This window comes from Azotobacter vinelandii CA (assembly GCF_000380335.1).
GTDB lineage: Bacteria > Pseudomonadota > Gammaproteobacteria > Pseudomonadales > Pseudomonadaceae > Azotobacter > Azotobacter vinelandii.
In genome coordinates this window covers 1,892,607-1,910,000 of record NC_021149.1, presented here as the reverse complement: position 1 = coordinate 1,910,000, position 17,394 = coordinate 1,892,607, and the positions used below count along the sequence as shown (strand labels likewise).

The following is a 17,394-nucleotide window of genomic DNA, read 5'->3' as shown; positions in this document are numbered from 1 at the left end:
GTCAGTATCGGTCCAGGTGGTCGCCTTCGCCACTGGTGTTCCTTCCTATATCTACGCATTTCACCGCTACACAGGAAATTCCACCACCCTCTACCGTACTCTAGCCCAGTAGTTTTGGATGCGGTTCCCAGGTTGAGCCCGGGGCTTTCACATCCAACTTGCCGAACCACCTACGCGCGCTTTACGCCCAGTAATTCCGATTAACGCTTGCACCCTTCGTATTACCGCGGCTGCTGGCACGAAGTTAGCCGGTGCTTATTCTGTCGGTAACGTCAAGACGCTTGGGTATTCACCGAGCGCCCTTCCTCCCAACTTAAAGTGCTTTACAATCCGAAGACCTTCTTCACACACGCGGCATGGCTGGATCAGGCTTTCGCCCATTGTCCAATATTCCCCACTGCTGCCTCCCGTAGGAGTCTGGACCGTGTCTCAGTTCCAGTGTGACTGATCATCCTCTCAGACCAGTTACGGATCGTCGCCTTGGTGGGCCTTTACCCCACCAACTAGCTAATCCGACCTAGGCTCATCTGTTAGCGTGAGGCCCGAGGGTCCCCCACTTTCTCCCGTAGGACGTATGCGGTATTAGCGCGAGTTTCCCCGCGTTATCCCCCACTAACAGGCAGATTCCTAGGCATTACTCACCCGTCCGCCGCTCGCCGGCAACCCGAAGGTCCCGCTGCCGCTCGACTTGCATGTGTTAGGCCTGCCGCCAGCGTTCAATCTGAGCCATGATCAAACTCTTCAGTTTCAATTCGTTCGGACCCTAAGATCCCAAACTTGGCTCAGCAATCGCCATAACTCATGAATTCACGAGTCGCTTGGACTTGCTGACTGTCTTGCGATGCCAGGCTTGCCACAAGCGCCCACACGAATTGCTTGATTCCACTTTGTTAAAGAGCGTTTCGACCGGGCTTCCCCGTCCGAGGCCGCGCATTCTACCGCAGCCCGTGAACCTGTCAAGCGTTTCGATACGTGTTTCGCATCCGCTTCGCTGACCCTTTCCTGCCCTGCCTCACGGCCAACCCTTTGATTTTCAAGGGCTTGCCCTGCTGGGCGGAAAGTGGGGCGCATTATAGGACCTGAAAACAGGACGTCAACCATTTTCTGTCTTCTGGGCACCTAAATTACCCACCCACTTCCCAAGAATCACAACTTTCGCTCGACAATGAGCGATTTGAGCCGCGTCCCGTTCCGAGTCATGGAGCCTGGCTCAAACGCTCAGGCAGATAACTCCACCAGCAACCGATTCAGGCGCTGCACATAATCAGCGGGATTCTTCAAGCCATTACCCGCCGCCAGTACGGCCTGATCGAAAATGACCAGCGCGAAGTCCTTGAAGCGGTCCTCATCGACCTCGGTGTCCAGCTTCAAAATCAGCGGATGCGCGGGGTTGATCTCGAAAATCGGCTTCGCTTCCGGAACCTTTTGTCCACTAGCCTCGAGAATCTGACGCATCTGCAAGCCAAGGTCCTGCTCGCCAAGAGCCAGAATCGCCGGCGACTCGGTCAAGCGATGCGACACCCGTACCTCGGTCACTTGATCGTCCAGTACTGACTTCAAGCGCTCGATCAGCCCTTCCTTGGCCTTGGCGGCTTCATTCTGAGCCTGCCTGTCTTCATCTGTGTCCAACTTGCCAAGGTTGAGATCACCGCGAGCAACATCCACAAATTGCTTGCCACTAAAATCAGTAAGGTACCCCATCAACCACTCATCAATGCGATCAGTCAACAGCAGTACCTCAATCCCCTTCTTGCGGAAAATTTCAAGATGGGGACTGTTTTCTATCTGGATATGGCTTTCGCCTGTGAGGTAATAGATTTTATCCTGTCCTTCACGCATCCGCTCCACGTAATCCGCCAGGGCAACACTCTGTTCGCCGGACTCATCCCTCGTAGAAGCGAATCGTAGAAGGCCCGCGATACGCTCTCTGTTAGCGAAGTCCTCCGCCGGCCCCTCCTTGAGTACCTGACCGAAAGCCCCCCAGAAAGTCTTGTATTTTTCCGGCTCGCTCTTAGCCAGTTTTTCCAGCACATCCAGCACACGCTTTGTCAGCACGAACTTCATCGAGTCGATGACGGGGGCCTTCTGCAGGATTTCACGGGATACGTTCAATGATAGATCATTGGAATCCACTACCCCCTTGACGAAGCGCAAGTACAAAGGGAGAAACTCATCAGCCTGATCCATGATGAATACACGTTGCACATAAAGCTTCAACCCTTTAGGTGCATCGCGGTGATAGAGATCGAAGGGGGCGTGGCTCGGTACATAAAGCAGTGAGGTGTACTCCAGCTTGCCTTCGACCTTGTTGTGGGTCCAGGTCAGAGCATCCTGAAAGTCATGAGCGATATGCTTGTAGAACTCTTGATACTCATTGTCCTTTATTTCGCTACGAGGCCGAGTCCACAAGGCGCTGGCGCGATTTACGGTTTCCCACTCGATTGAGGCCGAGCGATCCTCTTTATCATCACTGAAATGCTCTTTTGGCAATTCAATGGGCAAAGCGATATGATCGGAGTACTTCCTTACAATATTGCGCAAGCGCCATCCATCGGCGAACTCCTCCTCCCCCTCCTTCAAGTGCAGGACGATTCTGGTACCCCTCTCGGGCTTCTCGATCGACGAGACCTCGAAATCACCCTCGCCCTGCGATGCCCAATGCACCCCTTCGCTGGCCGGCAGTCCGGCCCGACGACTGAATACCTCGACCTTTTCGGCGACGATAAAAGCAGAATAGAACCCCACACCAAACTGCCCGATCAGATGGGAGTCTTTTTTCTGATCACCCGAGAGGCTCTTCAGGAAATCAGCAGTCCCGGATTTGGCGATGGTTCCCAGATGGAGGATTGCGTCTTCTCGGCTCATGCCGATGCCATTGTCCTCAAGCGTAACGGTCCTGGCCTCCTTGTCAAAGCTGATGCGAATTTTCAGCTCCGCATCATCCTCAAGCAGCTCAGGCCTGGACAGGGCCTCGAAACGCAATTTGTCGGCCGCATCGGAAGCATTGGAAATCAACTCGCGGAGAAAGATTTCCTTGTTGGAATAGAGCGAATGAATCATCAGATGAAGCAACTGCTTCACCTCGGCCTGGAAGCCCAGCGTTTCTTTTTGAGTATCCACACTCATGGTCGTCTGACTCCATACAGATGGCATATATTGCAACTCTAGTGACTCCCCTAAATGGGGCGTCAAGACGAGATTTCAAGCGACGGATCAGTCTTGGAGATGGAGCAACTCGATCGACCGGACGCTCTGGGGGCTGAGCCTGGAGCTGGTGGACCCGCCCTCCCCCGGTGCGCGGTCCTGCAAGAGACGTATGTGAGGCAGCTCCGAGAGGCATCCTTTCGTCCGTGGAAGGCCTCATGTCCGCATCACGCCTTTGCAAGACGAGCGCGCAGCTGCAATCGATGAGTCGCTCGCCATCGCACTCACTGGTGCGCCGAGCCCGCATTGCTCTGCTGGCGGCAGAGGGTGTGACCAACGCCCGGATCGCCCAACGGGGCGGCATCAGCCTGCCCTCGATATCGCACAGGAAAAAGCGCTGCGCCCAATACGGTCTGACGGGTCTGCATGAAAAGGCCAAATCGGGTCGGCCATGTACCTATGGATGACGTGGCCGTTGCAGCCTTGCTCGACAAGGTCCTCAACGCTCCACCCGACCCAGCCACGCATTGGCGCGTGCGTACAGCGGCCCAGGCCAGTGGAATCTCCAGGAGCCAGGCCGCGCTACTTCGACCTCTTTGGTGTGCAACCGCATCGCAGCAATCACTTCGAACGTTCCAACGCCCCGTACTTCGTCACGAAGGTGCGCGACATCGTCGGGTTGTACCTGGCCGCGTGTCGGCAAGAAGAGCCCGTGCCAGGCGTTGCAGCGCACCAGGCCCATGCTGCCCATGGGGCTGGCGTGACCCACGGCTACCATCCGCCATGGCACCACTGACCTGCCGGTCACGCGACGTATCCTTGTTCAGCTTCACCAGAAAATGTTGCAGCTTGCCATCAATGAAGATCTTATTTGATCCCCATATACTTGGCTTGGGAGCAACACACGAAAAAGCCCATACAACTGGAGTGATTTCGTTGCAAAGCGGCGCATCAAGCAGCCCCGACTGCATAGGCAAGAGTATCTCTTCTGAGTCAAAGTGAAGATCTATTTTTCCATTGCGGTAATGCAGCCGGTCGGCAAGCTTTTCGAAACTGGACTCAGAACCCTATAGATAGACGAAGCATCAGCATACGGAGTATTGCCAGGCCGAGCCCATCCTACGCGTCCCAAATGAATTCGTCTTTCCCGCAACCACCCATACCTGCATCAACCTTGAAAAAGTTGCAATGATACAATCTGGGCGACCAGACCCAGAATGAATTCACAAGTCGTAAACCTGTAATTATTATTTTAAATAGCCCCAAATGCATACTTATAAAGCGACTGCTGAATCAATACTCCGCCGGATACCAGAAACCCCCATGAGAACCGGTACAATCCCCCATTGAACTTCGGGGGATCGGCATGCTCGAACTGGATAGCGTGATCGCTCATCGAAGGAGACCTCCATGCACAAATCCCTTGCTTATGCCGTACTGCTGGCAGCCACCTTGGGTCTGGCAGCCTGTGACTCGTCGAAAGACGAGAAAGCGTCGCCCGCCGCTCCAGCCACTCCGCCATCGAGTCCCACCACCGAGGAGAGGCCGTCGGAGCCCACCCCACCTGCGCCCACTACTACGCCTGCCCCGTCTACTGTCCCGCCGACTACCCCTGCTCCGTCGGAGCCTGAAACCGGGTCCGAGCAGAGATAGATCGCGGAAATCTCGACAAGCCATGCGGGGGAAGGCGCCTCGAAACCTGCCGTATAGTGCAGGTTCGACACATCCCCGGTTCCCATCCTGAGCAAGCGGGTCAAGCTTGTTCGCGGTTGCAGAATGATCACGCACCCGCTCGCTCAGCACATGGACCGCAGTCCGTAGATGAATAGTCAGTCAGACCGGCATACTTGACATCACAATGCCCTCCGCCTTGTACCAAGAGAGCCTGGCAACCATAACCGCGCCCCCCCCCGTCCCGGACACCTCTTGATGCCAGGCGACGACGGTTCCATTCCTGGATATTCCAAGGCGACGGGGCACCTTTGCCTCCCTCCGTAACGGAAAAGTAACTCGATTTATGAGTATCGCTAACTACACTCACTAAGACGTGGAACCAACAGCCCCCTGACTGGCATGGAGAAAGCCGTCCCACTGCCGAGAGTGATGGATGATCGCTTTTTGCTCATGGATAGGCCTTCCCCATATGGATACCCTGAACAATGTTTCCGACTTCTACCTATTAGTCCGCGTCATCGAAGCCGGCGGCTTCACGGCAGCAGCCGCCGAAACAGGCATTCCTCGCTCACGTCTGAGCCGACGCATCATCGAACTCGAGCAGCGATTGGGAGTGCGCCTGCTGAACCGCAGTACCCGCAGCTTTGCGATGACCAGTACCGGCGAACAGGTGTACCGGCACGCATTGGGCATACTGGCCGCCACCGAAGCTGCCGAGGGAGCCGCACGGGAAGTGCAAGGCGGCCCATCCGGACTGATCCGCCTCGCCGTTCCCAGTCTACTGCAGGAAGTGCTGGGCGAACTCCTGCTCGGCTTCGCGAGCAGTCAACCCAAGGTAAGGCTCGCCTTGGGGTTGCATAGCAACCATGCGGAGCTATCGCTACAGCGCCACGACTTGCTTCTCTATCTCGAGGGACAACCGCCAGACAGCGCCGATATCGTTGCGCACCCCATAGGTCAGGTTCACTTCGTCACAGTCGCCAGTCCGGAACTCTGTAAAAAGCTCGGCCACCTCCGGCATCCCGACGAGTTGGACGACCGGAACTGCCTCGGCTTCGGTCCGCCGCAGGCCATTCGCCCATGGCTGCTGCGCAATGCCGCGCCGCGACTGCTGCGCCAATCCTGTTTCAGCAGCGACAACCTGCCGCTTCTCCTCGACGCCGCGCGCAACGGGCTCGGCCTGGCCCATCTGCCGTTCTATGCCTGCGCCGGAGACTTGGCCAGCGGCCGGCTGCTCCGGCTGTTCGAAGCTCACGAACCGCCAGCCCTTCCCCTGCTGGCACTCACCCCACCGCACCGGGCCATGACACCTGCCATTCGCGCATTGATTCAATTCATCCGATCGAACCTCGAAGAACTCCAGGAACGGGGAATCGTTCTGGCAACCTGATCCCACCGCATCAGCCGGCGCGAAGCCGGCTGGCCGTACCTCACGGCACGCAGTGTTCCAGGAAAACTTCGCCCCTTTGGAAAGGCCCCGACTCAGCCTGCCCGCTCCGCCTCTCGCTGCTGCAACTGCCACATCCGTGCATAGTGGCCATCCCGGGCCAGCAGATCGTCATGGCTGCCACGCTCGACGATCCGCCCACCGTCCATCACCAGGATCTGGTCGGCATTCATCACCGTGGATAGGCGATGGGCGATGACCAGAGTGGTGCGACCGCGCTGGATATGCTCGAGTTCGGCCTGGATGGCCCGCTCGGACTGGGAATCCAGCGCGGAAGTAGCCTCGTCGAAGATCAGGATGCCGGGATTCTTCAGGATCGCCCGGGCAATCGCCACGCGCTGCTTCTCGCCACCGGAGAGCTTCAGGCCACGCTCGCCCACCTGGGTATCGTAGCCGTCGGGCAGGCTCCGGATGAACGCATGGATGTGCGCGGCGCGGGCCGCGGCCTCCACCTCCTCGCGACTGGCCTCCGGGCGACCATAACGGATGTTGTAGAAGATGCTGTCGTTGAACAGCACGGTATCCTGGGGAACGATGGCGATGGTCCCGCGCAACGAAGCCTGGGTCAGTCGGCGGATATCCCGGCCATCGATGAGGATGGCTCCGCCGTCGACGTCGTAGAAGCGGTACAGCAAACGGGCCAGGGTCGACTTGCCCGACCCCGAGTGTCCCACCACAGCCACGGTACCACCCGCCGGGATCTCGAAATCCACATCGTGCAGGATCTGCCGACGCGGGTCGTAGCCGAAGCGCACCGCCTCGAAGCGCACGCTCGGCCGGGTAGCGACCAGCGGCCCGGCATCCGGCGAATCCTGCACGTCCTGGCGCTCGTCGAGCAGACCGAACAAACGCTCCATGTTGGTCAGCGCCTGCTTCACTTCGCGGTACATCATTCCCAGCAGGAACAGCGGCGCGGAGAGCTGCAACAGATAGGCGTTGACCAGCACCAGGTCGCCGACCGTCATGCTGCCGCCGACCACCCCGGCGGCGGCCAGCCACATCATCGCGGTGACGCCGATCGAGACCAGTACGACCTGGCCGAGGTTGAGCACGGCCAAGCTGGTGGTGGACTTGACCCTGGCATTCTCCAGACGGTGCAGGCTCTCGTCGTAGCGACTCGCCTCGTGCTCCTCGTTATTGAAGTACTTGACCGTCTCGTAGTTGAGCAGCGAATCGACCGCCCGTTCGTTGGCCCGGGTATCGGCCTCCACCGAGGCGCGATAGTAGCGGGTGCGCCATTCGGTGATGGCGAAAGTCCAGCCCCCGTAGGCCAGCAGGGTAGCCAGAGTGACGGCGGCGAAGCGCCAGTCGTAGGCCCAGACCAGCACGGTCGTGACCAGGATCACTTCCAGGAAAATCGGAATGATCGAATACAGGGTCCAGTCGAGCAGATCGGAGATAGCGCTGCCGCCGCGCTCCACGTCGCGCGCCACGCCGCCGGTACGCCGACCCAGATGGAATTTCAGACTGAGCCCGTGCAGATGACGGAACACCTTGAGAGTGACCTGCCGCGAAGTCCGCGCCATGACCCGGGCGAACACCACCTGACGCAGTTCCGTGAACAGGCTTACGCCGATCCGCGAAGTCCCATAGGCCAGCAGCAGACCGACCGGCAGCATCGGCAGACTGGGCTCGACGTTGAGACCGTCGACGATCCGCTTGAGGACGACGGGCACCAGCAGGTTGCACAGCTTGGCGACGAACACCAGGCCCAGAGCCAGCAGTATTCGCCCCAGGAAGGGACGCAGATAAGGCAGTAGATCGGCGATCACCGCGAAATCGCCACGCGCTTCGCGGGCACGCCGCAGCGGGGCGGCTCCGGAAACCGAATGGTCTTGGCTCATGGGGAAAATCTCTCGACGGCTGAACAGGCTGTCACGCAAAGCCCGGTTTCGGACCGGACATGCTGGCCCGTCCGGCAGCCGACTGCAATCTCGACGACCAGCACAGCCGGTCGATGCCGGGGAACTCTGTCCCGCACCCGGGCAGTCTACCCAATGAGCCTCATCATGCCGACCGTGGTTTCATCACGCAGCGGATGCAAGCACTCCCTCTGCCGGAAAGACATCGAGGAGAACGGTTTGCTCATTTCCCAGGAGCGACGAAGCATGCAGTCCCCCCAGCCGCCCCGTGAGAGCGCCCCGCCAGCACTCACGGAGCGCTTCCAGCGCATCCGCGCCACCAGCGAGGCGATCTGCGCACCACTGCAGATCGAAGACTACGTCATCCAGAGCATGCCCGATGCGAGTCCGCCGAAATGGCACCTGGCCCATGTCAGTTGGTTCTTCGAAACCTTCGTGCTGCAGCCCTTCCTGCGTGGTTACCGGGTCATGGACGAAGCCTACGACCACCTGTTCAACTCCTATTACGAGACCCACGGCCAGCCCTTTCCCCGCGCCAGCCGCGGCCTGCTCTCGCGTCCCGGCGTGGCCGAGGTCTATCGCTATCGCCAGCACGTCGACACGGCCATGGGCGAACTGCTCGCCCAGCCGCCGGAAGAGCATGGCGCGGAGATCGTCCGTCGCGTCGAGCTGGGCCTGCAGCACGAACAGCAGCACCAGGAACTGCTGCTCATGGACATCCTGCACATCCTCGCGCAGAACCCGCTGCGGCCGGCCTACCGCACCGATCTGCGGCCGGGCCCCGCGCAGTTGCCGGACGAGCCCCACTGGCGGGACCACTCCGGCGGCCTGCATCAGATCGGCCACCACGGCGAGGGCTTCGCCTTCGATTGCGAGACGCCACGGCACCGCCAGTTTCTCGAAAGCTTTCGCCTGGCCAGCCGGCCGGTGAGTTGCGCCGACTACCTCGCCTTCATGGGCGACGGCGGCTACGCCCGCCCGGAACTCTGGCTGGCCGATGGCTGGAACCTGATCCGCCAGGCCGGCTGGCGTGCGCCGCTGTACTGGCAGCGCACGGACGGCCGCTGGCTGGAAATGACCCTGGGCGGCCTGCGTCCGCTGGACCTGCAGGCACCGGTCTGCCACATCAGTTTCTACGAAGCCGACGCCTATGCCCGCTGGGCCGGCGCTCGCCTGCCCAGCGAGGCGGAATGGGAAATCGCCGCCCGCAGCCAGCCGATCGCCGGCAACCTCCTCGAGAGCGATCACCTGCACCCGGTCGCCTCGCCACAGGCCGCGCCGATATCCCAGTTGTACGGCGATGTCTGGGAGTGGACCGCCAGCGCCTACCGCCCCTACCCGGGCTTCAAGCCGCTACCGGGCAGCCTCGGCGAGTACAACGGCAAGTTCATGTGCGGGCAGATGGTTCTGCGCGGTGGCTGCTGCGTCACCCCGCGGGCGCATATCCGCGCCACCTATCGCAACTTCTTCTACCCGGCCATGCGCTGGCAATTCGCCGGGCTGCGCCTGGCCAAGGAGGCTTGAGCGTGCCACTGTCCATCCGTTTCCACGACCAGCGTTCGCAGAATGCCGAACATTCCCTGCGCGAAACGGTGCTCGCCGGCTTTGCCGAGCGGCCCAAGGCGACACCGCCGAAGCTGTTCTACGACCGTCGCGGGTCCGAGCTGTTCGAGCAGATCTGCCGACAGCCCGAATACTATCCGACACGCACCGAAGAACTGATTCTCGCCCGCGCCGCTCGTGACATCGCCGGTATCGCCGGGCGGGATGCCAGTCTGGTGGAGCTGGGCAGCGGCGCCAGCCGCAAGGTGCGCCTGCTGCTAGAGGCCATGCACCCTGCCAGCTACCTGGGCATCGACATTTCCGAGGATTTCCTGTGCGCCAGCACCCAGCGCCTGGCGGATGACTATCCCTGGCTGGAGGTGCATGCCGCCTGCGCCGATTTCTCCCGGCCGATGAGCCTGCCGGACGGCTTCGCCGGCGAGCATCCGCTGGCCTTCTTTCCCGGCTCCAGCATCGGCAACTTCGATCCCCGGGAGGCACAGGCCTTTCTCGCCAATCTTCACGAGTTGCTGCCGGCGAAAGGCGGTCTGCTGATAGGCGTCGATCTGGTCAAGGACAGGAGCGTGCTGGAAGCGGCCTATAACGACCGGGCCGGGGTCACCGCGGCCTTCAACCTGAATCTTCTGGAGCGCATCCGCCGCGAACTGGACAGCGACATCGAGCCGGACAGCTTCGTCCATCGCGCCTTCTTCAATCAGGCCGACTCGCGGATCGAGATGCACCTGGTCAGCAGCCGCGCGCAAGACGTGACGATCGAGGGCGAACGCTTTCACTTCGCCGCCGGCGAGAGCCTGCACACCGAGAACTCCTACAAGTACAGCGCCGAGGACTTCCATGCCCTGGCCGATGGCGCCGGCTTCCGTGCCCTGGCCATGTGGACCGACCCGCTGGCGCTGTTCAGCGTGCATTACCTGCAGCGGGAATAGCCCTCATTCCGGCGCCGGCGTGCGACGCTTGAGCGGGGCCAGGCCATCCTGGCTGACCAGCGCCGGTCCTGCCGGCTTGCGCCGGGGGGCGGCCTTGGCGGCCGGCTTTTTGCCACCTTTCCTGTCGTCGGTCTTTTTCTTCTTGGTGCCGGCGGCCTTGCCGGAAGCCTTGAGGCTCTTCGGACCCTGATAGCTGCCCTTGAGCCCCTTGATGACGCGCCGCTCGAAGCGTTGCTTGAGGTAACGCTCGACGCTCGACATCAGGTTCCAGTCGTTGTGGCAGATCAGCGAGACCGCCAGTCCCTCGGCGCCGGCCCGGCCGGTGCGGCCGACGCGATGCACGTACTCGTCGCCCGAGCGCGGCATGTCGAAGTTGATCACCAGATCCAGGCCGTCCACGTCCAACCCGCGTGCCGCCACATCGGTGGCCACCAGCACCCTGGCGCCGCCCTGCCTGAGCCGTTCGATGGCCAATTTGCGGTCTTTCTGGTCCTTCTCGCCGTGCAGGACGAAGGCCTTGTGGCCGGCGGCGACCAGATGCCCGTAGAGCCGGTCCGCCTGGGCGCGGGTGTTGGTGAAGACGATCGCCTTGCGGTAGGTTTCGTTCTCCAGCAGCCAATGCACCAGGCGCTCCTTGTGGGCCGGATCGTCCGCCGTGACGATCTGCTGGCGAGTGGTCTCGGAGAGTTCGCCGACCGCGTTGAGCATCAGGTGCCGCGGCTCGCGCAGCACCTTGGCGACCATCTCGCGCAGCCCGGAACCGCCGGTGGTGGCGGAAAACAGCAGGGTCTGCCGACGGTTGGCACAAGACTCGACCAAGCGCTGCACATCTTCGGCGAAGCCCATGTCGAGCATGCGGTCGGCCTCGTCGAGCACCAGCACCTCCACGTCCCGCAGATCAAGATGGCCGGCGTTCAGGTGTTCGAGCAGGCGGCCCGGCGTACCGATCAGGATGTCCGGCACCTTGCGCAGGAGCGCCGCCTGCACCTTGAAGTTCTCGCCGCCGGTCACCAGTCCGGACTTGATGAAGGTGAACTGCGAGAAGCGCTCGACCTCCTTGAGGGTCTGCTGCGCCAGCTCGCGGGTCGGCAGCAGGATCAGCGCGCGGATGCTCACCCGCGGTCGGGCATCGCCGATCAGGCCGTTGAGCAGCGGCAACACGAAGGCCGCGGTCTTGCCGCTGCCGGTCCGGGCGATCACCCGCAGGTCGTGCCCCTCCAGAGCCGGCGGAATCGCTGCCGCCTGCACCGGCGTGGGCTCGACGAAATTCAGTTCGGCCAGCGCCTTGAGCAGGCGTTCGTGCAGGGCGAATTGGGAAAACACGGGGCTACCTCGGTCAGGTCGGATGAAACGGCTGCATAGCCTAGCCTGACTCGTGGCGGAACACCCGTCCGGAGTGCGAAATATTGCGCGACTCCGGACGGCCCCCGGCGGTACGCCGGTGCGGGGAAACTCAGGCTACCTGGGCCAGCTTCTCCTTGGCCCGGGCCAAGCCCTTCTGCTGGAAATCGCCGCCCATGTTCAGTCCTTCGGCATGGATGAAACTGACGTCATGGATACCGATGAACCCCAGCGCCTGGCGCAGATAGGGCTCCTGATGATCCAGGGGGCTGCCGGCGTAGATGCCGCCGCGAGCGGTCAGCACGAAGGCACGCTTGCCGCTCAGCAGGCCCTGCGGGCCGTTCTCGGTGTACTTGAAGGTCACCCCGGCGCGCAGCACGTGATCGAGCCAGGCCTTCAGGGTGCTGGGAATCGCGAAGTTGTACATGGGCGCCGCCAGCACCAGCACATCGGCGCCGAGCAGTTCCCCGGTCAGTCGCTCGGAACGCGCCAGCGCCGCCTTCTCCGCCTCGCTCTGCTGTTCGGCGGGCTTGGTCCAGCCGCCCAGCAGATCGATATCCAGATGCGGCACCGGCTCGTTCGCCAGATCGCGCACGACGATCTCGTCGTTCGGGTGCGCCGCCTTCCAGCGAGCCAGGAACTCTGCGGTGAGTTGGCGGGAAACGGAACCTTCCTGACGGGCGCTGCTTTCGATGACCAGAACACGGGACATGGGCTTCTCCTTGGGTTGAGCGGGTCGATGGGCTCAGGATAGGAAAAGACAAATCGATAAAAAAGCGCAAAAATTCGCCCTGAATCATCGGTAAACTCGATTGGTGGTTCAGCCCATGAAAGCCTCCTTGCAGAAGCCAGCTCGTCGGCGAGCCGGCTCTCCCGAGGGCAAGAATTTCGGCGACCGGCAGAGGAAATCCCCATGAAATCCCCCCGCGTGACTCTGGATCAATGGCGCACCCTGCAGGCGGTGGTCGACCACGGCGGCTTCGCCCAGGCCGCCGAAGCGCTGCACCGTTCGCAGTCCTCGGTCAGCTATGCGATCGCGCGCATGCAGGAGCAGCTGGGCGTGCCGCTGTTGCGCATCGAGGGACGCAAGGCGGTACTGACCGAAGCCGGAACCGTGCTGCTGCGCCGCTCGCGGCAACTGCTCAAGCAGGCCGGCCAGTTGGAAGACCTCGCCCACCACATGGAACAGGGCTGGGAGGCCGAGGTGCGTCTGGTCGTGGATGCCGCCTATCCCACCTTGCGCCTGGTCCGCGCCCTGAGCGCCTTCATGCCGCAGAGCCGAGGCTGTCGCGTGCGCCTGCGCGAGGAGGTGCTCTCCGGCGTCGAGGAAGTGCTGCTCGAGGGCGGAGCCGACCTGGCCATCTCCAGCCTGAGCATTTCCGGCTACCTGGGCAGTTCGCTGAGCGAGGTGGAATTCGTCGCCGTCGCCCACCCCGACCATCCCCTGCACCGTCCGCAGCGCACCCTGACCGCGGCCGATCTGGAAAGCCAGATGCAGGTGGTGATCCGCGACACCGGCCGCCGGCAGCCGCGCGACATCGGCTGGCTCGGTGCCGAACAGCGCTGGACGGTGGGCAGCCTGGCCACCGCGGCGACCTTCGTCGGCAGTGGCCTGGGGTTCGCCTGGCTGCCCTGCCACCTGATCCGCCGCGAACTCGCCGAAGGCCTGCTCAAGCCTCTGCCGCTGGCGGAAGGCGCGACCCATCGGCCGCGCTTTCAGCTCTACGCCGACAAGGACAAACCCCTCGGCCCGGCCACGCGGATTCTTGTGGAGCTGATCAAGACTTTCGACAGCGCCCCGCTGGATGCCCCCTTCGCTGCCCCCCTGCCCGACGCCTGAAGCTATCATCCGGCAGGCCGGGCAAAGGCTATCCGCCGCTCCGGCCCAGGTCACGCTCCAACGTCATGACCCCGTCCCTTGCAGTACCACGAGGAAAGTCCGACATGCTGAAGAAACTCGCCCTTGTCACCGGCAGCCTACTGTTCGCCGCCAACCTGCTGGCGGCGGAAAAATCCCATGTCCTGCTGGAAACCAGTCTCGGCGAAATCGAGATCGAACTGGAAGCCGAGAAGGCGCCGATCAGCGTGAAAAACTTCCTCTCCTATGTGAACGCCGGGTTCTACGACGGCACCGTCTTCCATCGGGTCATCCCCGGCTTCATGATCCAGGGCGGCGGCTTCACCGCCGACATGCAGCAAAAGCCCACCCAACCGCCGATCAGGAACGAGGCCGACAACGGCCTGCACAACGTGCGCGGCACCCTGGCCATGGCGCGTCCCCAGGCGGTGAACTCGGCGACCAGCCAGTTCTTCATCAACCACAAGGACAACACCTTCCTCGACCACGGCGCGCGCGACTTCGGCTACGCGGTGTTCGGCAAGGTGGTGCGCGGCATGGAAGTGGTCGACCAGATCGCCCAGGTGCCGACCGGCACGCGGGGTATGATGCGCAACGTGCCGCGCGAACCGGTGCTGATCACCTCGGCGAAAAAGCTCTGAAAGCATACCGGGCGGGACGAACCACCCCGCCCTATCCCTGCCGGAAAGGCAGTTGTCCCCGCGCCTCGTCCGCATAGGCCAGCACACCGGCCTCCTCCTGCCGCAGGAAATCCGCCACCGCCTGGCGCAGTCCCGGATGCAGCAGGTAATGCCAGGAGCGGGTGATCACCGGCTCGAAACCGCGAATCAGCTTGTGCTCGCCCTGGGCGCCGGCGTCGAAACGACCGAGCCCTTGGGCCAGGGCGTACTCGATGCCCTGGTAGAAACAGGTCTCGAAATGCAGGCGGTCGAACTCGGCGAGACAGCCCCAGTAGCGGCCGTACAGGCTGTCGCCGTCGATCAGGCTGAAGGCCATCGCCACCGGGCGCCCGCCCCGGCGGGCCAACACCACGCGAATCGCCTCGGGCATGCGCTCGGCCAGCAGGCTGAAGAAGCGGCGCGTCAGGTAGGGCGCCTGACCGCGCACCTGGTAGGTATTGGCATAGCAGGCATGGACGAAGTCCCACTCGGCCTCGTCGAGCTGGTGTCCCTCGCGCCAGTCGAACGCGATGCCCTGCCCCGCCACCTGCTCGCGCTCCTTGCGCAGTTGCTTGCGCTTGCGCGAGGCCAGCGCATCGAGAAAGTCCTGGAAATCCCGGTAGTCCCGGTTGAACCAGTGGAACTGGCAGCCCAGCCGCCACAGCCAGCCCTCGCGGCCGGCCAGCAGGGCATCGGCCGCCGGATCGGTGAAGTTCACATGCAGACCGGACAGTCCCTGCTCCTGCAGTTCGCCGCTCAGGACATCGAGCAGCATGCCGGCCGCCTGCGTCTCGCCGAGCAGCCGCGCACCGCCGACCGGGGTGAAAGGCACCGCGCAGAGCAGCTTGGGGTAATAGCGGATGCCGGCCCGCTGGCAGGCATCGGCCCAGGCCCAGTCGAACACGTATTCGCCGTAGGAATGCGTCTTCACATAGGCCGGCAGCGCCGCCAGCAGCCGCCCGGCCTCGTCGCGGAACAGACGGTGCGCCGGCTGCCAGCCGCTGCGCCCGCCGACGCAGCCGCTATCCTCCAGCGTGGAAAGAAAGGCATGCCGCAGGAAGGGCTGGGGGCCCGGCAACAGAGCGTCCCAGTCGCTGGCGTGAAGGTCGGACAGGCGGGCAAGGGTAATGATCGGCATGTCCGCAGTCTGCCCCTTCGGGCGGACGAAAAAAAGCCCCGCCGGGGACGGGCGGGGCGAATTACACCGGATGAAACTCGCAGGGATGGGTACGGGAAACGGGATCTACAGCAGGTTCCAGGTGTAGGTGACGTACAGGCGGTTGTCGTCGCGTTCGCGGATACCGCGCACCGCCGTGCTGCGCCAGGTCAGGCCGAGGCCCTTGAGGGTGCCGGTGGGAACCACGTAGTCCACGCGGAAATCGCGCTCCCACTCTTCCTTCTCGTCGCTGCTGGTATCGACCTCGTCGCCGCTGTAATAGGTCAGGCTGCTCTTCAGGCCGGGAATGCCGAGCCCGGCGAAGTCGTAGGCATAACCGGCCAGCCAGACCCGCTCGCCGACCCGGGTGAACTTCTCGGTCATGGCGTCGGTGATCAGCGGAACGGAATAACCGCCCTGGTTGAGCACGGGGAAGTCGCTGTCGCCGGTGCTCTTCTGGTAGCCGGCCTTCAGCTCGTGGCCGCCCAGGGTATAGGTGAACAGGGCGCTCCACAGATCGTTGTCGACCTCGCCGCTGTTGGAATCACCGGCACTCCAGTAGCCGGCACTCCGGTAGCCCTCGGCACGGCCGGAAGCGCGCGAGTTGGCGCCGGAGGAATCGCTGGTCCAGTAACGCAGATCGGTCTTCAGCTTGCCGGCCGGCAGTTCCCAGTTGTGCACCACGCCGAAGAAGTGCTGCTCGTAGAAGTCTTCCAGGTTGCCGAAGTAGTACTGCAGCATCAGGTCCTTGGTGACCTTGTAGTCGACGCCGCCATAGTAGAACTTGTTGCTGAACTTGCCACTGGTAAGACTGTTGGCGCCGGCGATGGACAACCCGTAGTTGTCGCTGGAGTTACGCTCGGTGGAGTGTTCGAGCTTGCCGACGACGAAGGTCAGGTCCTTGAATTCCTTGGAGGTGATCTGTCCGCCATGGTAGAGCTGCGGCAACAGACGACCGTCGTTGGTGACCACCACCGGCAGCTTGGGACGCAGCACGCCCAGCTCGGCCACGGTGTTGGAGATGCGTATCTTGCCGGTTCCATTGAGCCGGCCGAAATCGGTCTTGCCCTTGCCGTTGCTTTCCAGCGGGAATACCGATCCCGGAGAACGGTCGATGCCCGACTTGCCGGAACGGCCGCCGCCATCCAGACGAATGGCTTCCTGGGCGATCAGGTCCAGGCCGAAGCCGATGGGACCTTCGGTGAAACCGGACTTGAAATCGAAGAGAAAGCCCTGGCCCCACTCTTCCGAACGGGCGCGATCCTGATCGCGGTCGTCCTGGTTGATATAGAAGTTCTTGAAGGTCAGCGAGGCCTTGCTGTCCTCGATGAACGCGGCTGCCGCTTCCTGCACCGTCATCGGCAACCCCAGGGTGCCGGCCACCACGGCCAGGGTCAGCGTCGACTTCCTGCTCATTGCTCGCTTCTCCTGCCGGCTCATTAGACGAACTCTCCGGTACTGGTTTCGACAACGCTGACGGACACGACGGTACCTGCAGAAGCCTGGGCCGGGACGCCCAGCGCCTGGGCGCTGGCGACAACACCGGCGAAGTGCTTGCGGATCATCAAGGATTTCCCCTTTTCATCGAACTTTGAAAAACACACGGATGGTTGGCGTATCGCTGGAATGGGGCGGAATCTTGGCAATGCTTTATTGCAAACTGATTGCATCGGGAAAAATCTTCGGTTGCCTGGGAACTTATTCCGGCAAACCTGAGAAAACCGTCTGTCGAATCCCGGAAACCGCTCTGTGACAGGATTCACG

At 62.2% G+C, this 17,394-nt stretch carries 13 protein-coding genes and 1 rRNA gene (1 of these 14 cut by a window edge); 6 read left to right on the top strand and 8 right to left on the bottom strand.

Annotated features, from left to right (window positions below; all coding sequences use genetic code 11):
• Both AVCA_RS08740 and htpG read right to left on the bottom strand, forming a co-directional pair.
• Positions 1-748 (bottom strand): 16S ribosomal RNA (locus AVCA_RS08740); it reaches 788 nt to the left of the window's first position.
• Positions 749-1,218: 470 nt separating this feature from the next.
• The gene (gene htpG / locus AVCA_RS08735) at positions 1,219-3,126 is read right to left on the bottom strand and encodes a molecular chaperone HtpG (protein ID WP_012700538.1); all 1,908 of its coding nucleotides are present in this window, start codon (positions 3,124-3,126) and stop codon (positions 1,219-1,221) included.
• A 236-nt stretch (positions 3,127-3,362) separates the two neighbouring features.
• Here htpG and AVCA_RS27235 point away from each other — a divergent pair, with 236 nt between their 5' ends.
• A complete protein-coding gene (locus tag AVCA_RS27235; protein WP_072432631.1) occupies positions 3,363-3,611 on the top strand; it encodes a helix-turn-helix domain-containing protein in 249 nt (82 codons plus the stop codon).
• A 1,676-nt stretch (positions 3,612-5,287) separates the two neighbouring features.
• Positions 5,288-6,208 (top strand): LysR substrate-binding domain-containing protein, encoded by a 921-nt coding sequence (locus tag AVCA_RS08730; protein WP_231876290.1) that lies wholly within the window; start codon positions 5,288-5,290, stop codon positions 6,206-6,208.
• Between the two features lie 92 nt (positions 6,209-6,300).
• On the opposite strand, the gene AVCA_RS08725 is transcribed toward AVCA_RS08730, so the two are convergent.
• Positions 6,301-8,109 (bottom strand): ABCB family ABC transporter ATP-binding protein/permease, encoded by a 1,809-nt coding sequence (locus AVCA_RS08725; protein WP_231876291.1) that lies wholly within the window; start codon positions 8,107-8,109, stop codon positions 6,301-6,303.
• Positions 8,110-8,373: 264 nt separating this feature from the next.
• Between AVCA_RS08725 and egtB the strand changes: the two genes are divergently transcribed.
• Positions 8,374-9,651, top strand: coding sequence for an ergothioneine biosynthesis protein EgtB (gene egtB, locus AVCA_RS08720; protein ID WP_012700535.1), 1,278 nt, complete (start codon positions 8,374-8,376; stop codon positions 9,649-9,651).
• Positions 9,652-9,653: 2 nt separating this feature from the next.
• Positions 9,654-10,616, top strand: coding sequence for an L-histidine N(alpha)-methyltransferase (egtD, locus tag AVCA_RS08715; protein WP_012700534.1), 963 nt, complete (start codon positions 9,654-9,656; stop codon positions 10,614-10,616).
• 3 nt (positions 10,617-10,619) lie between these two features.
• On the opposite strand, the gene AVCA_RS08710 is transcribed toward egtD, so the two are convergent.
• Entirely contained in the window at positions 10,620-11,939 is a 1,320-nt protein-coding gene (locus AVCA_RS08710; protein ID WP_012700533.1) for a DEAD/DEAH box helicase, read from the bottom strand.
• A 130-nt stretch (positions 11,940-12,069) separates the two neighbouring features.
• Entirely contained in the window at positions 12,070-12,669 is a 600-nt protein-coding gene (locus AVCA_RS08705) for an FMN-dependent NADH-azoreductase (RefSeq protein ID WP_012700532.1), read from the bottom strand.
• Between the two features lie 201 nt (positions 12,670-12,870).
• Between AVCA_RS08705 and AVCA_RS08700 the strand changes: the two genes are divergently transcribed.
• Together AVCA_RS08700 and AVCA_RS08695 are read left to right on the top strand one after the other, a co-directional pair.
• The gene (locus tag AVCA_RS08700) at positions 12,871-13,797 is read left to right on the top strand and encodes a LysR family transcriptional regulator (protein ID WP_041807114.1); all 927 of its coding nucleotides are present in this window, start codon (positions 12,871-12,873) and stop codon (positions 13,795-13,797) included.
• Positions 13,798-13,901: 104 nt separating this feature from the next.
• Positions 13,902-14,456, top strand: a complete 555-nt coding sequence (locus tag AVCA_RS08695; RefSeq protein WP_012700530.1) for a peptidylprolyl isomerase A — start codon at positions 13,902-13,904, stop codon at positions 14,454-14,456.
• A 31-nt stretch (positions 14,457-14,487) separates the two neighbouring features.
• Here AVCA_RS08695 and AVCA_RS08690 read toward each other — a convergent pair whose 3' ends face one another.
• The 3 genes from AVCA_RS08690 to AVCA_RS27020 all read right to left on the bottom strand — a co-directional run bounded on the left by AVCA_RS08690 (position 14,488) and on the right by AVCA_RS27020 (position 17,195).
• Positions 14,488-15,612 carry a GNAT family N-acetyltransferase gene (locus AVCA_RS08690; protein WP_012700529.1) on the bottom strand — a complete coding sequence of 375 codons (1,125 nt, stop codon included), beginning with the start codon at positions 15,610-15,612 and terminating at the stop codon, positions 14,488-14,490.
• Between the two features lie 105 nt (positions 15,613-15,717).
• Positions 15,718-17,046 carry an OprD family outer membrane porin gene (locus AVCA_RS08685; protein WP_012700528.1) on the bottom strand — a complete coding sequence of 443 codons (1,329 nt, stop codon included), beginning with the start codon at positions 17,044-17,046 and terminating at the stop codon, positions 15,718-15,720.
• Positions 17,047-17,069: 23 nt separating this feature from the next.
• Entirely contained in the window at positions 17,070-17,195 is a 126-nt protein-coding gene (locus AVCA_RS27020; protein WP_012700527.1) for a hypothetical protein, read from the bottom strand.
• Between the last annotated feature and the right edge of the window lie 199 nt (positions 17,196-17,394).